17 protein-coding genes are annotated in these 15,764 nt (G+C 59.8%); 2 read left to right on the forward strand and 15 right to left on the reverse strand.

Features of this window, described 5'->3' with window-relative positions; translation table 11 throughout:
- Positions 1–3: 3 nt before the first annotated feature.
- The 7 genes from Q7L55_11040 to Q7L55_11070 all read right to left on the reverse strand — a co-directional run bounded on the left by Q7L55_11040 (position 4) and on the right by Q7L55_11070 (position 6,401).
- Entirely contained in the window at positions 4–1,569 is a 1,566-nt protein-coding gene (locus Q7L55_11040; GenBank protein ID MDO8733082.1) for a cytochrome c biogenesis protein ResB, read from the reverse strand.
- Entirely contained in the window at positions 1,566–2,309 is a 744-nt protein-coding gene (locus tag Q7L55_11045; protein MDO8733083.1) for a cytochrome c biogenesis protein CcdA, read from the reverse strand. Before Q7L55_11045 ends, Q7L55_11040 begins: the two co-directional genes overlap by 4 nt.
- Positions 2,306–2,899, reverse strand: a complete 594-nt coding sequence (locus tag Q7L55_11050; protein ID MDO8733084.1) for a TlpA disulfide reductase family protein — start codon at positions 2,897–2,899, stop codon at positions 2,306–2,308. Before Q7L55_11050 ends, Q7L55_11045 begins: the two co-directional genes overlap by 4 nt.
- Positions 2,900–2,922: 23 nt before the next feature.
- Positions 2,923–3,570 (reverse strand): histidine phosphatase family protein, encoded by a 648-nt coding sequence (locus Q7L55_11055; protein MDO8733085.1) that lies wholly within the window; start codon positions 3,568–3,570, stop codon positions 2,923–2,925.
- A 6-nt stretch (positions 3,571–3,576) separates the two neighbouring features.
- Positions 3,577–5,292, reverse strand: a complete 1,716-nt coding sequence (locus Q7L55_11060) for a bifunctional uroporphyrinogen-III C-methyltransferase/uroporphyrinogen-III synthase (protein MDO8733086.1) — start codon at positions 5,290–5,292, stop codon at positions 3,577–3,579.
- Complete coding sequence (locus tag Q7L55_11065) at positions 5,289–5,999, reverse strand: redox-sensing transcriptional repressor Rex (protein MDO8733087.1); 711 nt, start codon at positions 5,997–5,999, stop codon at positions 5,289–5,291. The genes Q7L55_11060 and Q7L55_11065 overlap by 4 nt, the downstream gene beginning before the upstream one ends.
- Before the next feature lie 150 nt (positions 6,000–6,149).
- On the reverse strand, positions 6,150–6,401 hold the full coding sequence (locus Q7L55_11070; GenBank protein MDO8733088.1) for a glutaredoxin family protein: 252 nt from the start codon (positions 6,399–6,401) through the stop codon (positions 6,150–6,152).
- Positions 6,402–6,424: 23 nt separating this feature from the next.
- On the opposite strand from Q7L55_11070, the gene Q7L55_11075 reads away from it, so the two are divergent.
- Positions 6,425–7,285, forward strand: a complete 861-nt coding sequence (locus Q7L55_11075; protein ID MDO8733089.1) for an HAD-IB family hydrolase — start codon at positions 6,425–6,427, stop codon at positions 7,283–7,285.
- Positions 7,286–7,321: 36 nt separating this feature from the next.
- On the opposite strand, the gene Q7L55_11080 is transcribed toward Q7L55_11075, so the two are convergent.
- The 8 genes from Q7L55_11080 to Q7L55_11115 all read right to left on the reverse strand — a co-directional run bounded on the left by Q7L55_11080 (position 7,322) and on the right by Q7L55_11115 (position 14,892).
- On the reverse strand, positions 7,322–8,248 hold the full coding sequence (locus Q7L55_11080; protein ID MDO8733090.1) for a lysophospholipid acyltransferase family protein: 927 nt from the start codon (positions 8,246–8,248) through the stop codon (positions 7,322–7,324).
- Positions 8,249–8,263: 15 nt separating this feature from the next.
- Entirely contained in the window at positions 8,264–8,362 is a 99-nt protein-coding gene (locus tag Q7L55_11085) for an AURKAIP1/COX24 domain-containing protein (GenBank protein ID MDO8733091.1), read from the reverse strand.
- Positions 8,363–8,487: 125 nt separating this feature from the next.
- Entirely contained in the window at positions 8,488–8,694 is a 207-nt protein-coding gene (locus Q7L55_11090) for a helix-turn-helix domain-containing protein (GenBank protein MDO8733092.1), read from the reverse strand.
- A gap of 124 nt (positions 8,695–8,818) precedes the next feature.
- On the reverse strand, positions 8,819–10,015 hold the full coding sequence (locus Q7L55_11095) for an acetoin utilization protein AcuC (GenBank protein ID MDO8733093.1): 1,197 nt from the start codon (positions 10,013–10,015) through the stop codon (positions 8,819–8,821).
- Positions 10,012–10,806 carry a pyrroline-5-carboxylate reductase gene (gene proC / locus Q7L55_11100; GenBank protein MDO8733094.1) on the reverse strand — a complete coding sequence of 265 codons (795 nt, stop codon included), beginning with the start codon at positions 10,804–10,806 and terminating at the stop codon, positions 10,012–10,014. Before proC ends, Q7L55_11095 begins: the two co-directional genes overlap by 4 nt.
- A gap of 44 nt (positions 10,807–10,850) precedes the next feature.
- On the reverse strand, positions 10,851–11,639 hold the full coding sequence (locus Q7L55_11105) for a sugar phosphate isomerase/epimerase (GenBank protein MDO8733095.1): 789 nt from the start codon (positions 11,637–11,639) through the stop codon (positions 10,851–10,853).
- On the reverse strand, positions 11,636–13,966 hold the full coding sequence (locus Q7L55_11110) for an HAD-IC family P-type ATPase (GenBank protein MDO8733096.1): 2,331 nt from the start codon (positions 13,964–13,966) through the stop codon (positions 11,636–11,638). The genes Q7L55_11105 and Q7L55_11110 overlap by 4 nt, the downstream gene beginning before the upstream one ends.
- Positions 13,963–14,892, reverse strand: a complete 930-nt coding sequence (locus Q7L55_11115; GenBank protein MDO8733097.1) for a Ppx/GppA phosphatase family protein — start codon at positions 14,890–14,892, stop codon at positions 13,963–13,965. Before Q7L55_11115 ends, Q7L55_11110 begins: the two co-directional genes overlap by 4 nt.
- A gap of 91 nt (positions 14,893–14,983) precedes the next feature.
- On the opposite strand from Q7L55_11115, the gene Q7L55_11120 reads away from it, so the two are divergent.
- Positions 14,984–15,748, forward strand: a complete 765-nt coding sequence (locus Q7L55_11120; protein ID MDO8733098.1) for a hypothetical protein — start codon at positions 14,984–14,986, stop codon at positions 15,746–15,748.
- Positions 15,749–15,764 lie beyond the last annotated feature (16 nt).

The raw sequence follows: 15,764 nt of genomic DNA on the forward strand, positions 1-15,764 counted from the left end.
GATTCACGATTCCTCCTTGGATGGTTCAGCGGCTTGCGCCTGCCCGGCGGATTCCAGGGCCTGCTCGACGAGGTCGAGATCCTCAGCGAGCACTCCGATGTCCTCGTCCTCGAAGGTCGAGGTGCGCATGATTCCGGCAAGCTGGATAACGGTAACGCCATTGTGCTCAACGACCTTCACCCATACCCGTCGACGACGAATGAACAGGGACATGGTCAAGCCCAGGATTGCGGCGGCGGCGGCGAACAGCGCGAACTCCTTGCCCGGATCGGCCGCGATTTGGAAGGAGGCCCAGCGCTCGTAGCCCTCAAAGCTCACCTTTCCCGAGCCATCAGGCAGAGTCCAACTCTGACCGGGCCGCAATTGTTCAAGGCCGATCTTCTTCATCTTGTCGGTAACGAGGCGATACACGCTTTGCGGGGTTCCAGAGTCAAGACCCAGATCGCCCTTCCACGCTGACATGAACAAAGCCGGATCGTCAGGACCGGGGAAGGTTGAGTGCGGACCGAGCACCGCATCCAGAGCCGCGGTAGGCAAGAAGAGTCCCTGAATGCCCAGCGCAGGAGTTGAGTCGGGGATCTTCACCACACCGGTGGAAGTGAAGTTGCCGTCTTGCGGAAGGAAGGTCACTGCGTCGTCGAAGACGACAGCGCCGGTCTTGTCCGTCACCTTGATGACCGGTGCATACCCGTGACCCACGAGAAATACTTTGGCCCCATTGATCTCCAGGGGCTCATTGACCTCGATCAGCGTGTGCTGAAGTGGCGCGGCGGGATCTGGTCGGTAGGACACCTCAGCTTCGAAGGCGCGCGGCGCTCCGCGTTGCGCCACCCCACGCTCGAAGTCAGCAGTGAACTTGTCCAGAGTGAAGGAGAAGGGCGGCAGGTTTTCGGCATTCACAAATCGGCCGCCACCCCAGGCGTCGTATTGAGTCAGCGTGTTCGAGAAGCCCGAACCTTCTCGGATGATGACATTGCCCTTCCAGCCCAACAGTCCGCCCAAGGCAATAGAGACCAGCACGACAAGCAGCGACAAGTGGAAGATCAGGTTGCCGGTCTCGCGGAGGTAACCCTTCTCGGCCGAGACCCAACGCGGCTCGTCTGCTGGTCCGGTGACCACTCGCCAGCGAGCAGAGCTCAAGGTCTTCTCCGCAGTCTGCAATACGTCAGCCGCATCCCCGGTGGCTCCCAGAGTGCGCGTGCCGGAGAGTCTTTGCAGCATTCGTGGGGCGGGAGGCGGCGCACTGCGCATCGCTCGGAAGTGCACGCCAACGCGCGGGATGACGCAACCGATCAGCGAAAGAAACAGCAGTAGATAGACCGCTGAGAACCAAGGTGAGGAGTAGACCTCGAAGAAACCGAGTCGATCAAGAATTGGTCCCCAGGTCGGGGTCTCGGTGATGTACGCCCGAACCTTGATCGGGTCGATGCCACGTTGCGGAAGAAGCGAGCCCGGAACACTTGCCAGCGCAAGGAGGAACAGCAGAATCAATGCTGTTTTCATGCTGGTGAGCTGGCGCCAAGCCCATCGGAGCAATCCGGTGTTGCTGATCGGCGGCAGATTGCTCATAGCGCTGTCTCGAATCCGGGAACCAATACGCGCAGCCAAATAGTGAAATCAAGCCAGAGTCCGGTGACGAGCAGCAGGCCGACCAGCACGAGCATGCCGCCACCGATGCGCATCACGAGTTCGTAGTGACGCCGAAGGAAGCCAATGGCATGGCCCATGCGGGTGAAGAGCAAGCCCAGCAGTACGAACGGGAGTCCTAGGCCAAGGCAGTAGAACAGCGAGAGCACTGCGCCGCGAGCCGCACTGGCTTCGGTGAACGCCAGACTCTGCACGGCGGCCAAGGTCGGTCCGATGCAGGGCGACCAGCCCAAACCAAAGAGGATGCCCAGCAGAGGAGCACCAGCAACCCCCCAACGCGGGAGCTGATGGATCCGCCATTCACGTTGCAACCCGGGGATCAAACCCATGAATGCCAGACCCATGGCGATGACGAGTACGCCGAGAATCCGATCGATGGTGACCTGATACTCGAGCAAGGTTGACCCGATGGATCCGAACAGCACGCCGTAGGAGACAAAGACGACACTGAAGCCGAGAACAAAAAGCAGGCTTCCGGCGAGCACTCGTCGACGATTGCCCCGCCCGTCGGCCAGTTCGGCACCAGTCAGTCCCGTGACGTAGGAGAGGTAGCCCGGGGCAAGTGGGAGCACGCATGGCGACGCGAAGGCGAGGAGGCCGGCGGCAAATGCCAGTGGAAGTGCGAAGGCGAGGGTGCCCTGATTGATGACGTCAGCGATCACTTCGTACTCGCTCGCACGTCGTCGATGACATTGCGCAATGCAGTTGCAGTTGTTGCGCCAAGGAAGCGCGCTGCAACTTTGCCATGCGCATCAACGATCAGAGTTGATGGAATCGCTTGCGCGGGCAGAGTGTCGCGGAAGAGCAACTGCACTTGTCCATCCGTATCAATAGCCTGGGGATAGGTCAGTCCGAACCGGTTCACGAACGCCTGGGCTGATGTACCCGAATCTCGAGTATCGAGGCCAACGAATTGCACACCCTTGTTCTTCTGCAGATCCCACACCTGTTGCAACTCCGGGGCCTCCGCGCGACAAGGGGCGCACCAGGAGGCCCATACATTCATAACCACGACCTTGCCCAATTGCTTGCTCAAGGTGAAGGTCTTGCCATCCAGAGTCGGAAGGGTGAAGTCAGGAGCCGCTACTCGTTGATCAGCCGGAATCACGATGATGGATCCATCACCAGACACAAATCCGGTGTCACCACCACTTGATGCAGGAGAGCTCGACTGGGCGCAGGCCGCGAGCGAGGAAGACGCCAAGAGCAGCAGAGCAAGGCAACTGCCGATTCGGATGCGCAAACTAGGCATGGAGATTCAGGTCCTGACCTACGTCAGGCACCCGCAACCTTGCTGGCCTTTACGAGGAGGTCTCGCGAGGGCTCGGTATAGGTGATGGCAGCGAGTTGATCACGGCGGAAACTGAGCGAGGTGATTGAGGCAAGTGAGCACTGGCGACTTCTTGGGTCATGCCAGAGCCGACGCTTCTCAGCGGCCAGCCGGGCGACCCAGATCGGCAGTTGATGGCTGACGAGCACCACCTCGCTGCCGCGAGCAATCTCACGCGCCGCGTTGATCGCAGCCGTCATGCGTTCGGCGACTTCGGTATACGGCTCGCCCCAGGAAGGCTTGAAGGGGTTGTACAGATGACGCCAAGCCTGCGGCTGCCTCAGGATGCCGTCGCCGACGCTGACTTTCTTCCCCTCGAAGAGATTGTCAGCCTCGATCAGCCGAGGATCGGTGCCGATCTCCAGCCCGTGCTCAGCGGCAATTGGCGCGGCAGTCTGCTGAGCCCGCTCCATCGGCGAAGAGATCACTGCCGAGATGTTGTGTACCTGCAAGGCGGCTGCTGCGCGCTGCGCCATCTCATAACCAAGCTCTGAGAGGACATAGCCAGGCAACCGTCCATATAAAACGCCTTCTGGGTTATCAACTTCACCGTGCCGCAGCAGGTGTACAACGGTGCGGTCAGTTGTTGCCATCGCGCATCAGGCCTTGCGTCGCGCCGGAGTACGGCGACGACTTGGCCGCCAACTTCCTTCACCCGCCTCTGCAGCTGCTAGGCGCAACTCTTCGCCATGAGCTGCGAGTGCATCAACCAGACCGATCAACGTGCTGGCTTCGGCCATCACGTCAACACGAAGGCCATGCTCTTCAGCTGTCTTGGCGGTCTGCGGCCCGATGCATGCAACCACAGTGGTGTGGTGCGGCTTTCCTGCAATGCCAACAAGATTGCGAACTGTGCTGCTCGAGGTGAACAGCACTGCATCGAAGCCGCCGGTCTTAATGGCTTCGCGAATCTCCGCTGGTGGCGGTGCAGCACGAACGGTGCGGAAGGCGGTGATGTCCTCGACCTCCCAGCCAAGTTCAGTCAGACCGGCAACGAGGGACTCGGTGGCAATATCGGCGCGCGGCAAGAACACACGATTGATCGGATCTGTCAGCGAGTCATAGCCCGGCCACTCTTCGAGCAGATCAGCGGTGGTCTGATCGCCAAGTGGAACGAGATCTGGCCGCACACCGAACTCGATGAGCGCAGCAATCGTGGCTTCGCCAACTGCAGCCACCTTGAGCCCTGCGAAAGAACGCGCATCCAGACCGTAGGAAGCCAACTTCTCACGGATGGCGCGCACCGCATTTACCGATGTGAAGCCGATCCATTCGTAGCGACCCGAAACAAGACCGTGAACAGCGCGATCAATCTGCTGAGGCGTGCGTGGTGGCTCCACAGAGATGGTCGGAACCTCCATCGGCACGGCTCCGTGACGACGCAACAACGCGACGATCGAATCCGAGGGATCCTGAGTGCGAGGGATCAGCACGCGCCAGCCGAACAGTGGCTTGGCCTCGAACCAATCAGCCTTATCGCGCTGCGCAACAACTTCACCGACCACGACGACGCCGGGACCTGCCTGCTTGGAACGCTTGGCGATGGCGCCGATCTCGCCGAGAGTGCCAGCCAGGGTGCGCTGGTCAACGGTCGTGCCCTGACGAGTCACGGCTATCGGCGTCTTGGGATCCGCACCGGCGTTCAACAAGTTCGTCGCGATCTCGATACAGGAGTCCGCACCATTGAGGTAAACCGTGGTGACCTGCGGCTGGGCAAGCTCGGCCCACGGCAAATCTGTCGAACTGCCATCCACCACGCGAATCTGACGCACCTTGCCACCTGTGAGGCTGAAGCCGGCGTATGCCGGAATTCCGGTGACCTCACTGACGCCAGGAGCAACCTCAAAAGGAATCTTGGCTTTGCGAAGCGCAGCGGCTTCGTGCACCAAGGTGCCATCGACGATGGGATCACCAGCAATCAAACGCACGACGTTCTTGCCTTCGCGGGCAGCATCCAGCATCGCCTTGGAGTGATCGCCGGCCATGATGAATTCAGCATCGACGCTCATGTACTGCCGGGCAATCAACTCCGTGGCTGCATCGGCCACGATGACATCGGCCTCGCGCATCAAGGCAACTGCACGCAAGGTCAGCAGATCGGGATCACCCGGGCCTGCGGCAACGAGGGCGACGGTGCCCACCGGTGCTTTCTTACGGCTCTTGACTGGTGCGGTTGCTGCGCGAATCACCGGGTTATCTCCTGCTGTTGTTGAACTAGGCGTGGGGGCTTGCTTCTTGTCCTGCGGGGTGGGCTTGGTCGTGGCCGCCGGCTTTGGAAGCTTCGGTGGCGGAGTGCTGATGGCTTTTGCGCTCATGCCTGCATCACCTGGGCCAGCGCGCTGGAGTCGTCAACCCGACGTTGCTCGTGAAAGGCCAGGATTTGCAGTTCTACAGCGAGATCGACCTTGCGCACTTCTACTCCTTCGGGAACTACCAGCACCATCGGTGCAAAGTTCAAAATGCTGCGGACCCCGGCAGCTACGAGTCGGTCACATACGCCCTGGGCAGCTTCAGCAGGGGTTGCGATCACTCCGATATGCGCGCCGGAACTGCGCACCACACTTTCGAGCTCCCCCATTGGCTGCACGAGCAGATCAACTCCGCTGGCACAGACTTGCTCACCGACGACGTCGGGATGCGAGTCAAGAAGGCCAACGATTTCAAAGCCACGCGACGCAAAGCCGCGATAGGACACCAGTGCATGCCCGAGGTTGCCAACGCCAACGATCACAACGCCCCAAGGCTGGCTCAGACCAAGTTCGCGACTGATGTGGTAGCTCAGGAAGGAGACGTCGTAGCCAACTCCGCGGGTACCGTAGGAGCCCAGTTGCGAGAGGTCCTTGCGCAATTTCGCCGAGCTCACCCCGCAGGCCAGGGCCAGGTGCTCTGAGGAAACAGTCTGTACGCCATCATCTGCCAAGTCGCGAAGTACACGGTGGTACACCGGCAATCGCGCCACGGTGGCGTCGGGGATCCCACGCCCATCGTCGCGCGTGCGACTCGGGCCAAGTTGACGGGACAGTGACACAGTGCTCCAGGGTTCGTCCGGTAGGCGTCAGCATCGGGAGATGCCGTGGGAAGACCCACCGAATTCGGCCGAAGGGTGCTGGCCGCCTGCTAAGGGTAAGGATTCGTGCACGAAGGCACAAAGTTCATCGGACGTAGGTGTCCGTTATCCGGATAACGCGCCTCGTAGGAGTTCTGGATTTACCCGCCAGAACTGTGCCACCCGCTCATCAATCAAGACCACCGGGATGCGCTCCCAAAATTCGTCGTAAAGCGCTGGATCCTCCATGATCGATTGCTCAGTCCAAGGAATATCGAGCTCTGCGCACACTGCAGTGACGACTACGCGCGCGTCATCGCAGAGGTGACATTGCGGCTTGCTCAACAACTGCACGCGATGAGCGGCGGGCTGATCCATGACACGCAGACTACGCTCGCACGATGGATGGGGGTGTTGACCGGGCGCGCGTTGCGGGTCTTGCGTCCGCTGCCGCAGCGCTGCTTCCAAGTGAATATGACCCGTCGCGCGCTGCAGCTTTTTTTGATGTCGACAACACGATCATGCACGGAGCAAGCCTGTTTCACCTCGCAGTGGGCATGGCTCGGCGCAAGTTCTTTTCCACTCAAGAACTCATCGGGTTTGGGATGGCTCAAGCGCGCTTTATCGTGCGCGGAACTGAAAATGCCGACGACATGGCTGAGGCAACTGAGGCCGCGCTCGCATTCGTCAAGGGTCGGAAAGTGGACGAGATCATCGCGTTCGGACAAGCGATCTTCGACGACACCATGATCGACAAGATGATTCCCGGCACCCTTGCTCTAGCGCAGGAGCATCTGGATGCTGGCCGTCAAGTGTGGCTGGTCACTGCTACGCCAATCGAACTTGCACAAGTGATCGCTCGTCGTCTTGGGCTTACAGGTGCACTTGGCACAGTGTCCGAGATATCCAATGGCGCCTATACCGGATGTCTCGTAGGAGCACCCTTGCATGGCAAGGCAAAGGCCGAGGCCGTGCTTGCCCTTGCGCAACGCGAGGGCTTGGATCTCGGCAACTGCTGGGCCTATTCGGATTCAACCAATGACTTGCCGATGCTCGGTTGCGTTGGCAATCCGGTGGCAGTGAATCCAGATCCGAAACTCCGCGCGTATGCGCGCTTGCACTCTTGGCCCATTCAAGACTTCCGCGCACGTCGTCACATGCACAAGGCCGTAGGTTCAACGGCAGCAGTTGTCGCAGGCGGTCTTGTTGCGGGCATTGCCGTCGGCTTTCTCGCCGGACGTGCAGGTCGGCTAGCTCGCTAGCCATTCAATCCCGCACCCACGCCAGACAAGTACCTGTCATTCAAAAATATCTGTCCGATGCAGCAACATTGAAATGAGCATCTGCTGAATTCGATCGCGCATGCGGTCGGCAAGTGCAAAGACCACCTCTGGATCGTCTGCCGCCTTGGATCCGTACTTGCTTGTATCAATCGGTTCGCCAAAGCGGATCGTCCATTTGCTTGGGAGCGGGATGAGTCCCAAGGGACCCAGCCAGGGAAAGAACGGGGTGATCGGGAAGTACGGCAGATCCAATAGTCGAGCCAGGCCTTTGGCATCACCGATGATCGGGTAGATCTCTTCAGATCCGACCACCGCCGTAGGGATGAGTGGGGCGCCTGTGCGCAAGGCGACAGAGATGAAGCCACCGCGACCGAATCTCTGCAGTTGATATCTCTTGTGGAATGGCTTGCCAATTCCCTTGAAGCCTTCGGGCCACACCCCAACGAGTTCTCCGCGCGACAACAAGGTCTCTGCAGTGTGAACACTTGCGCGAACGTGGCCAGCTCTGCTTGCGACATCTGCAAGCACGGGCAGGTTGAACACCAGATCAGCCACAAGCATGCGCAAATAGCGCGGAGTCGGCAGTGCATCGTGAATGGCGACCTGGGTCATCACCGCATCGACAGCGATTGCTCCTGCGTGATTGGAGACCACAAGACCCGCACCCGAACTGGGGACATGCTCGACGCCCTCGACATCAATGCGAAACCAGGATCGATATAGGGGTCGCAGCAATGGCATCAGCAGCCGAGTCGTGAACTCCGGATCGAAGCCGAACTCATCGATGGCCCCGCTGGATGAAAGCGCATCCTGAACTACTGACAACAGTTGCAGGAAGCCGTCTTCACTTTGGGCAGGTGGAATGCGTGCTTGGAAGCTTGGACGTGAAACTGCCGGACCAGTGTTACCCGCATCACGAGCCGCTTGCGAAGCGTTGGCCACGGCCCGAATCCAGCGCTACTTCTTATTGCGACGCTGGACTCGAGTACGACGCAGCAGTTTGCGATGCTTCTTCTTCGCCATCCGCTTGCGACGCTTCTTGATTACTGAGCCCATGGATGAAACCTCACGTAGATTGCTAACAGACTTTCGGGAAACCTGTGGTGTGGACAGCCGAGCCTAGCGCGGGTGACATTCAGGCAGACAGTTGGCTCAGAAGCCGAAAGCAGAATTCAAGGGGCTTAGGCGATGTCGACGAAGGAGTCGCGCAGATAATCCTGAACTGCCTGCTCGGGCACTCGGAAGGAGCGTCCGACACGCACTGCGGGGAGCTCGCCGTGATGCACGAGCCGGTAGACCGTCATCTTGGAGACGCGCATCAGTGCTGCGACCTCGGCCACAGTCAAGAACCGGACCTCGCTCAGTGACCGGTCAGTGCCTGTCGACATCTCCCACCAAACTTCCTGCTTCGAAGTCGCACCAGCACCCCGGTGACCCACGACTTGCAACGCGAAACGGCAATCTAGTGCCCACGGGCTGCATTGCAAAGATGCGGGACGTATTTGCGCTCCCCTAGTACCAATCCACCGGCTCGGTCACCAGCCCCCAAGACGGATAAACGGCCTTTCGGGTGGCCAGCACGGCCTGGTCAACTCGGTCTTCAGGATCGAAGCCGAACTCGAATGGGCGAGGCCAAGGAGTCTGCCCGTCGGTCATGCGTTCCGGACTGGGCCGGTGCAGCGAATCCTGGACGAAGTCGCGGTAGACCTCTGGCACCATCGAAGCTGGATCAATCGGGTGACCAGTGACTTCGGCTATCAGATGCGTCCAGGCTCTGGGCACAACCTCAGGACAGGCGTAGCCGCCGCCACCAACTGCCAGCCACTTGCCATCGGCATACTCATGAGCCCAGCGATGGACAAGCTCATAGGACATCCGCTGGCCATCAATGCTCATCGTCAGATGCCCGAGTGGATCCAGCAGGTGGGCATCTGCTCCTTGCTGAGTCACCAGAATCTGCGGTTGGAATGCTTGGAGAATGTCTGGGACGACCGCAGAGAAGGCACGCAGCCAACCCTGATCTCCAGTGCCCGCAGGAAGAGCCAGGTTCACAGCACTGCCTTGGGCATTCGGGCCGCCGATTTCCGCCGGGAAGCCACTGCCGGGAAAAAGAGTCACTGGGCTCTCGTGGATTGAGATCGTCACCACGCGCGGTTCATCCCAGAAGATGGCCTGCACGCCGTCACCGTGGTGCACATCAAGATCGAGGTATGCAATGCGTTCATATCCCTCATCCAGCAGCCACTGGATTGCGACGCCGAGATCGTTGTAGACGCAGAATCCCTCGGCCGCATCAGGCATCGCATGATGATGCCCGCCGGAAAGACTCACCACATGCTCGAAGTTGCCGGAGAGCACTGCCCGTGCACCCATCAACGTGGCTCCGGCAACGCGAGCTGACTCACGATGCATTTCGGCGAACACGGGTACGTCAGTCGTGCCAAGGCCATGCTCGAGATCGATTGTGTTCGTGTCGGTGGATGCAGCAATTACCGCATCGACATATGTCGACGTGTGCACGCGCTCCAGCAGTTCGCGTTCAACAGGCTCGACAGAAGTGAGCACCTCGACATTCACATGCGAGAAAAGTCCGAGCTCATGAGACAAGCGCATTGCCAATTGCGCGCGCATCGGTGCCAGCGGATGCGAAGGGCCAAGGTCATAGTTGCTGAGAGCGTCATCCCACACCACTCCGACGCGAGCGCTCATGAACGCGCAAGCTCTTGACTGCGATCGCGAGCTGCGAGCATCGCTTGGACGATTGCATCACCAACGGCTTGCTCGTTCAAGACGTCGATCGCCGCTGCTGTGGTGCCGTTGGGAGAGGTGACGTTTGTGCGTAGGGTCGTCGGAGATTCCGTGGATGCGGCCAGCAGTTCGGCCGAACCAAGCAGAGTCTGTACAACTGCGGCGCGGGCATCGCTCGCACTCAAACCAGCCTCCTGCGCGCCTCGAATCATTGCCTCAGCCAGGTAGAAGACATAGGCAGGGCCACTTCCAGAAGTTGCCGTGATCGCATCTTGGAGATCCTCGGGGATTTCGAGCACGAGACCGACCGCCGCCAGCAAGCTCGCGGCTTGCTCGAATTGCTCTGGACTGCAACTTGCACCAGCGCTGATCCCAATGACCCCACGTTGAATGCGAGCCGGTGTGTTCGGCATAGCTCGCACTACTGCAGCTTGCGGAAGTATCTCGGAAATGAAAGAAGTGGTAATTCCCGCTGCGATGGAGATCACTAGTGCTGCTGCCGGAACTGCCTCGGCAATTTCCGCAAGTGCCTCTCGCATATCTTGCGGCTTCACCACCACGATGATGACTTCCGCATCAGCCACTGCCGTTTGGGCTGCGGAACTCTGAATTGAGTATTGAACAGTAAGTTCCTTCGCTCGCTCCGCACGCTTTTCGACCACAGTGACAGTGGGTTGCGGATCGAATTGGAGGAGTCCGGCTATCAAGGCTTCACCCATGACCCCGCCACCGAGCACGGCTATTCGAGTCATCCCCACCTCATCTCCAGCACCGCAATCGAATCCGGCTGCCTGACCTAGCCTGCCATGGGCGTGCTGTGCTCACGGGCGAAGGCCAAGGCCTCGCCGAGATCGCTGGCACGTTCGTCGTCATTGGCAGCCGCACGAGTGTTGACCTCGACGATGAGATTCCCGGTGAATCCGGTCGATGCCAGATGCGAGAGCACCTCAGCAACCGGTTGCGTACCGCGTCCGGGAATCAGATGCTCATCGCGAGCCGAACCTGTTCCGTCGGCCAAATGCATATGCGCAACTCGTGAGCCGAGTTCACGAACAAGTCCCATCGCATCCGTCTTTGACACCGCCGTATGCGAAAGATCAACGGTGGCATGCGCGTAGTCCTCATCGCGCACGTCCCAGCCCGGCGCATATGCCGTGATCTCCTGCGACAAGGCCCGCCACGGAAACATGTTCTCGACAGCGAACTGGATCTCCGTCTCGTTCTTCATTCGATCCAGACCATCGACAAAGCCCTGCGCGTAACCGCGCTGCCAGCGGAAGGGTGGATGCACGACGACCGTGCGTGCGCCAAGCTGCTCGGCCACAGATTGCGCCCGGCGCAGCTTTCCCCACGGCTCAGTCCCCCAGACGCGCTGCGTGACCAGCAGACAAGGCGAATGGATGGATAGGACGGGGACCTGATGAGTCTGAACAAGATCGAGCAGGCCGTAGGAATCCTGGCTCGTGGCATCAGTGCCGACCATGACCTCAACACCGTCATAGCCAAGGTCGGCAGCCATCTTGAAAGCCGCAGCCGTTCCCTCGGGAAAGACTGACGAGGTTGAAAGCCCGACGAGGGAACTCATCGCGGAGCCCGACGCCAACGATCCGTGATGCGCGTTGCGATCGCGACCGCAACAGCACCGATCGCCCCAACTCCCAAAGCGACGACCGAATACCGCTCTGGCGAAAGTGAGAGTGCGAAGAATTTGGACAGGAACGGAATGAAAAGCACGGCGAGGAAGGCGAGAATCATCGCGAGCACGATCAGCAGTCGAATGAGGTTCAGCGGGCGCGCGCTCTGAACAAGAACTGCAATAGCAACGATGAACAGCGTGACCGTGGCAGCTGCCTGCGAGTTGCCGACGCTCTCACCGAGATGCAATGCCACTCCATAACTCGTGAAGGCAGCAATGGCGCAGATCGCACCGGCTGGCGCAGTGAAGAGCAGTACTCGCTTGAAGAAGCCAGGCCGGAATCGCTCCGTGTTCGGCATCAGGGCGAGGAAGAAGCCAGGGATGCCGATGGTGAGTGCGCCAATCAGTGTCAGATGACGAGGCAGGAACGGGAACTCAACTGCGAAGAGTCCAGTGGCTACAGAGATGATGACTGCGTAGAAGGATTTCGTCAGGAAGACATCGGAGACTCGCTCGATATTGCCGAGCACGCGACGGCCTTCGGTCACCACACTTGGCATAACCGACCACTTGTTGTCGAGAAGCACCAGTTGAGCAACGGCTCGAGTGGCCGCCGAGCCTGAGCCCATCGAAATACCAAGATCAGCTGACTTCAGCGCGAGCACGTCGTTGACTCCGTCACCGGTCATGGCCACTGTCGAGCCAGTCAGGTGAAGCGCGTCAACCATCGCCTGCTTCTGCGTTGGCGTGACTCGGCCGAAGACCGAAGCATCGGCGACAGCTTTGCTCAACTCTGCAAGATCGGCGGGTAGAGAGCGAGCGTCAACCGGTGCATCTGCGCCGGGAACACCAGCCAGTGCCGCGATCGCACCAACAGTGACGGCGTTGTCACCTGAGATCACCTTGATCTGCACGCCCTGCGCAATGAAGTAGGCGACAGTCTCTGCCGCATCAGCACGCAACTGTTGATCGATGAGCACGAGTGCTTCGGCCTGAAGGCCTTGCAGTTGTGTTTCCGGACTCAGGCTGCCTGCTCCTGTGCGCGCGAGCACCAAGACCCGTGAGCCATCCGCGGCCAATTCCTGCGCGCGGGCCAGAGCCGAATCTGTTGGGTCAAGCACCATTTCGGGGGCGCCAATAATCCAGGTGCCGTTTTCAGCGAAACTGCCCGAGGACCACTTGCGGGCACTGGAGAAGGGCACCATCGAAGACACAGGCCAGCCTGGATCCGGATATGAAGCCGCGACAGCAGCGAGGGTCGGGTTGGGCGAGGACTCAACAGCAGCGAGAGCGCCCAGCGCAGATCCTGCGTCATGTTGAGTTCCCTGCAGCACGACCAGGTCGCGCACATGCATCCCTGGCTCGGTCAGCGTGCCGGTCTTGTCTACACAGATGGTGTCGACTCGGGCCAGCACTTCGACCGCCGGCATGTCCTGCACCAGCACTTTCTTCTGCGCAAGCCGCACAACAGAAACGGCCATGGCGATGCTGGTCAGCAGCACCAGACCTTCAGGGACCATCGTGACCATTCCAGCGATCGTGCCGCGAATGGCATCGTCCCAACTTGCATCTGCGCGAACCCGTTGCGAGTAGAGCAGCAGTGCACCTATCGGAAGCAGCAGTAACGACACGACCCTGATGAAGCCGCTGATTGCATCGCGAAGTTCAGAGTTCGTCAGGTGGAATTGTTTGGCCTGTTCGGTCAAGCCGCCGGCGAACGAATCGCGCCCAACGCGAGTTGCACGCATGAGCCCACCGCCGGCAACGACGAAGGAGCCTGACATCGCTTCGTCATCGCTTTTCTTGTCCACTGGATCCGCCTCGCCAGTGAGCAAGCTCTCGTCAATCTCCAGGCCCGCAGATTCCAGCACCACGCCGTCGACGACGAGTTGGTCTCCAGGCGAAAGGACGAGGATGTCGTCAAGAACGACCTCACTGGAGGCGACCGAGAGGTCTTGCCCATCGCGTCGAACCACGGGACGGGCAGCGCCGAGGACCGACAGTTTCTCAAGGGCTCGCGCGGCGCGATATTCCTGCACGATGCCGATGGCGGTGTTGGCCACGATTGCAAAGCCGAACAGCGAGTCTTGAAAAGGTGCAACAAGCAGCATCACGGCCCACATTGATCCGATGACGAGGTTGAACCAGGTGAGGGTGTTGGCCCGAATGATGTCGGTGAGGCTTCGACTCGTGGCCGAGGGAGCCAGGTTTATCTGTCCCGCACCTACCCGGGCTGCCACCTCCTGCGAGGTCAGCCCCGACTGCACACCAATCATGCGGGCAGGCCATCCATTCGATGCAGGATCACACCTTCGCGAAGTGCCCACGGACAAATGGCAAGCGCATCGACGCTCAGTAATTCCATCGCCGCTTCGGCCACCACGGCGCCGGCGAGCAATTGTTCAGCGCGACCCTCAGAGACACCAGGGATCTTGGCTCGTTCAATGGTCGGCAATTTCGCAAGATCCCGAACCAGGGTCTGCACGTCTTCCAGGGTCAGGGTGCGTCGAACGTAGAGACCCTCGCTGGATGAAGGAGCACCGGCGATGCGTGCCAGTTGCTTGAAGGTCTTGGAAGAAGCAACGCCGATGCGTGGCTCTCCCTCACGCCGCATCCGACCAACGACGCTGGCAATTGATGCCCGCACATGCTTGCGAAGGGCGCGAAGTTCTTCCGCGCTCGGCGGATCCTGCGAGAGATAGCTGCGGGTGAGGCGCCCTGCTCCCAACGGGAGCGAGACTGCAACGTCGGGCTCCTCATCGACACCTGAGGCAAGCTCGAGAGAACCACCGCCGATGTCCATCACCAAGAGGCGCCCGGCAGACCAGCCAAACCAGCGGCGTACGGCAAGAAAGGTCATTCGGGCCTCATCTTCGCCTGAGAGCACTTCTACTTCGAGTCCGGTTTCGGTGCGCAGCCGCTGCAACACGGCTTCGCCGTTCCCAGCTTCGCGTATGGCACTCGTGGCAAATGCCATCAACTCACTAACCCCAAGATCCTCAGACAGAGCTTGCGATTTTCGGATGAATTCAACGAGTGCATCCATCGTTGAATCAGCGACATGGCCCTCTGCAGTCAGATGCTCTGCGAGTCTGAGCGGGATCTTGAGTTTGGAAGCCGGGATAGGTGCTGCGCCGTAGTGCGCATCCACGAGCAGCAGATGAACGGTGTTGGAACCGATGTCGAGAACTCCCATGCGCACGTGCTCACGGTATCTAAATATGCGCGCAACCGTGCAACCGTGCATCCGCCGGTGGCGAATCCGGATGAGACTTAGCCTTAGGCTCACTCCTATGGCTGAGGTGCTCTTGGAGTTCCCACGACAGTGGTTCGAATGCGCCGATCCCGCCAATGAGAATCAACGTATTCGCGCCGACCTCACTTGGCTGACGTCCAAGTGGACCTGCATTTTTGGCCGCGGTTGCCCTGGTATCTACAAGTCCTCACCTGAAGCAGGCTGCTGCACACTGGGCGCGCATTTCTCCGACAAGGACGATCGCAAGCGCACTGAGAAGTGGGTTGAGAAACTCGATGCGAGCAGCTGGCAGCATCACAAGACCGGCACCAAGGATGGCTGGCTGGTCAAGGAAGACGGAGTTTGGAAGACCCGAGTGGTCGGCAAGAAGGCAGGCAGAGCCTGCATCTTCCACAATGATTCCGATTTTGAGGGCGGCTACGGTTGCGCGCTGCACCATCTGGCGCAAAATGAAGGCATCTCCTTCACTGAGACCAAGCCCGAGGTGTGCTGGCAGGTACCGATGCGTCGTGCATACGAAACCGTTGAACACCCTGATGAAACTGAGAAGACCGTTGTCGTCATCAGTGAATACGACCGTGGCTCCTGGGGACCAGGTGGACATGATCTGGACTGGTATTGCAGCAGCAACTCCGAAGCACATATCGCGTCAGATCCGGTCTACATCTCGGCCAAGGATGAATTGATCGCGCTCATCGGACCCAAGGGATACGTTCTGGTCGCCGATGCGTGCAGCAAGCTCGAGCAGATGCGGGCCACCACCGGCCTCAGCATCGCGCCCCATCCGGCCGACAAGCACTAGCGCGTCAGCCCCAAGC

The sequence above is a fragment of the Actinomycetota bacterium genome, assembly GCA_030650795.1.
Classification (GTDB): domain Bacteria; phylum Actinomycetota; class Actinomycetes; order S36-B12; family S36-B12; genus UBA11398.

Excerpts from the sequence above, each read along its gene's own strand:
- Q7L55_11040 (MDO8733082.1), bottom strand. The coding sequence starts at position 1,569 with ATGAGCAATCTGCCGCCGATCAGCAACACCGGATTGCTCCGATGGGCT.
- Q7L55_11050 (MDO8733084.1), bottom strand. The coding sequence starts at position 2,899 with ATGCCTAGTTTGCGCATCCGAATCGGCAGTTGCCTTGCTCTGCTGCTC.
- Q7L55_11055 (MDO8733085.1), bottom strand. The coding sequence starts at position 3,570 with ATGGCAACAACTGACCGCACCGTTGTACACCTGCTGCGGCACGGTGAA.
- Q7L55_11060 (MDO8733086.1), bottom strand. The coding sequence starts at position 5,292 with ATGAGCGCAAAAGCCATCAGCACTCCGCCACCGAAGCTTCCAAAGCCG.
- Q7L55_11070 (MDO8733088.1), bottom strand. The coding sequence starts at position 6,401 with ATGGATCAGCCCGCCGCTCATCGCGTGCAGTTGTTGAGCAAGCCGCAA.
- Q7L55_11075 (MDO8733089.1), top strand. The coding sequence starts at position 6,425 with ATGGATGGGGGTGTTGACCGGGCGCGCGTTGCGGGTCTTGCGTCCGCT.
- Q7L55_11085 (MDO8733091.1), bottom strand. The coding sequence starts at position 8,362 with ATGGGCTCAGTAATCAAGAAGCGTCGCAAGCGGATGGCGAAGAAGAAG.
- Q7L55_11090 (MDO8733092.1), bottom strand. The coding sequence starts at position 8,694 with ATGTCGACAGGCACTGACCGGTCACTGAGCGAGGTCCGGTTCTTGACT.
- Q7L55_11095 (MDO8733093.1), bottom strand. The coding sequence starts at position 10,015 with ATGAGCGCTCGCGTCGGAGTGGTGTGGGATGACGCTCTCAGCAACTAT.
- proC (MDO8733094.1), bottom strand. The coding sequence starts at position 10,806 with ATGACTCGAATAGCCGTGCTCGGTGGCGGGGTCATGGGTGAAGCCTTG.
- Q7L55_11105 (MDO8733095.1), bottom strand. The coding sequence starts at position 11,639 with ATGAGTTCCCTCGTCGGGCTTTCAACCTCGTCAGTCTTTCCCGAGGGA.
- Q7L55_11110 (MDO8733096.1), bottom strand. The coding sequence starts at position 13,966 with ATGATTGGTGTGCAGTCGGGGCTGACCTCGCAGGAGGTGGCAGCCCGG.
- Q7L55_11120 (MDO8733098.1), top strand. The coding sequence starts at position 14,984 with ATGGCTGAGGTGCTCTTGGAGTTCCCACGACAGTGGTTCGAATGCGCC.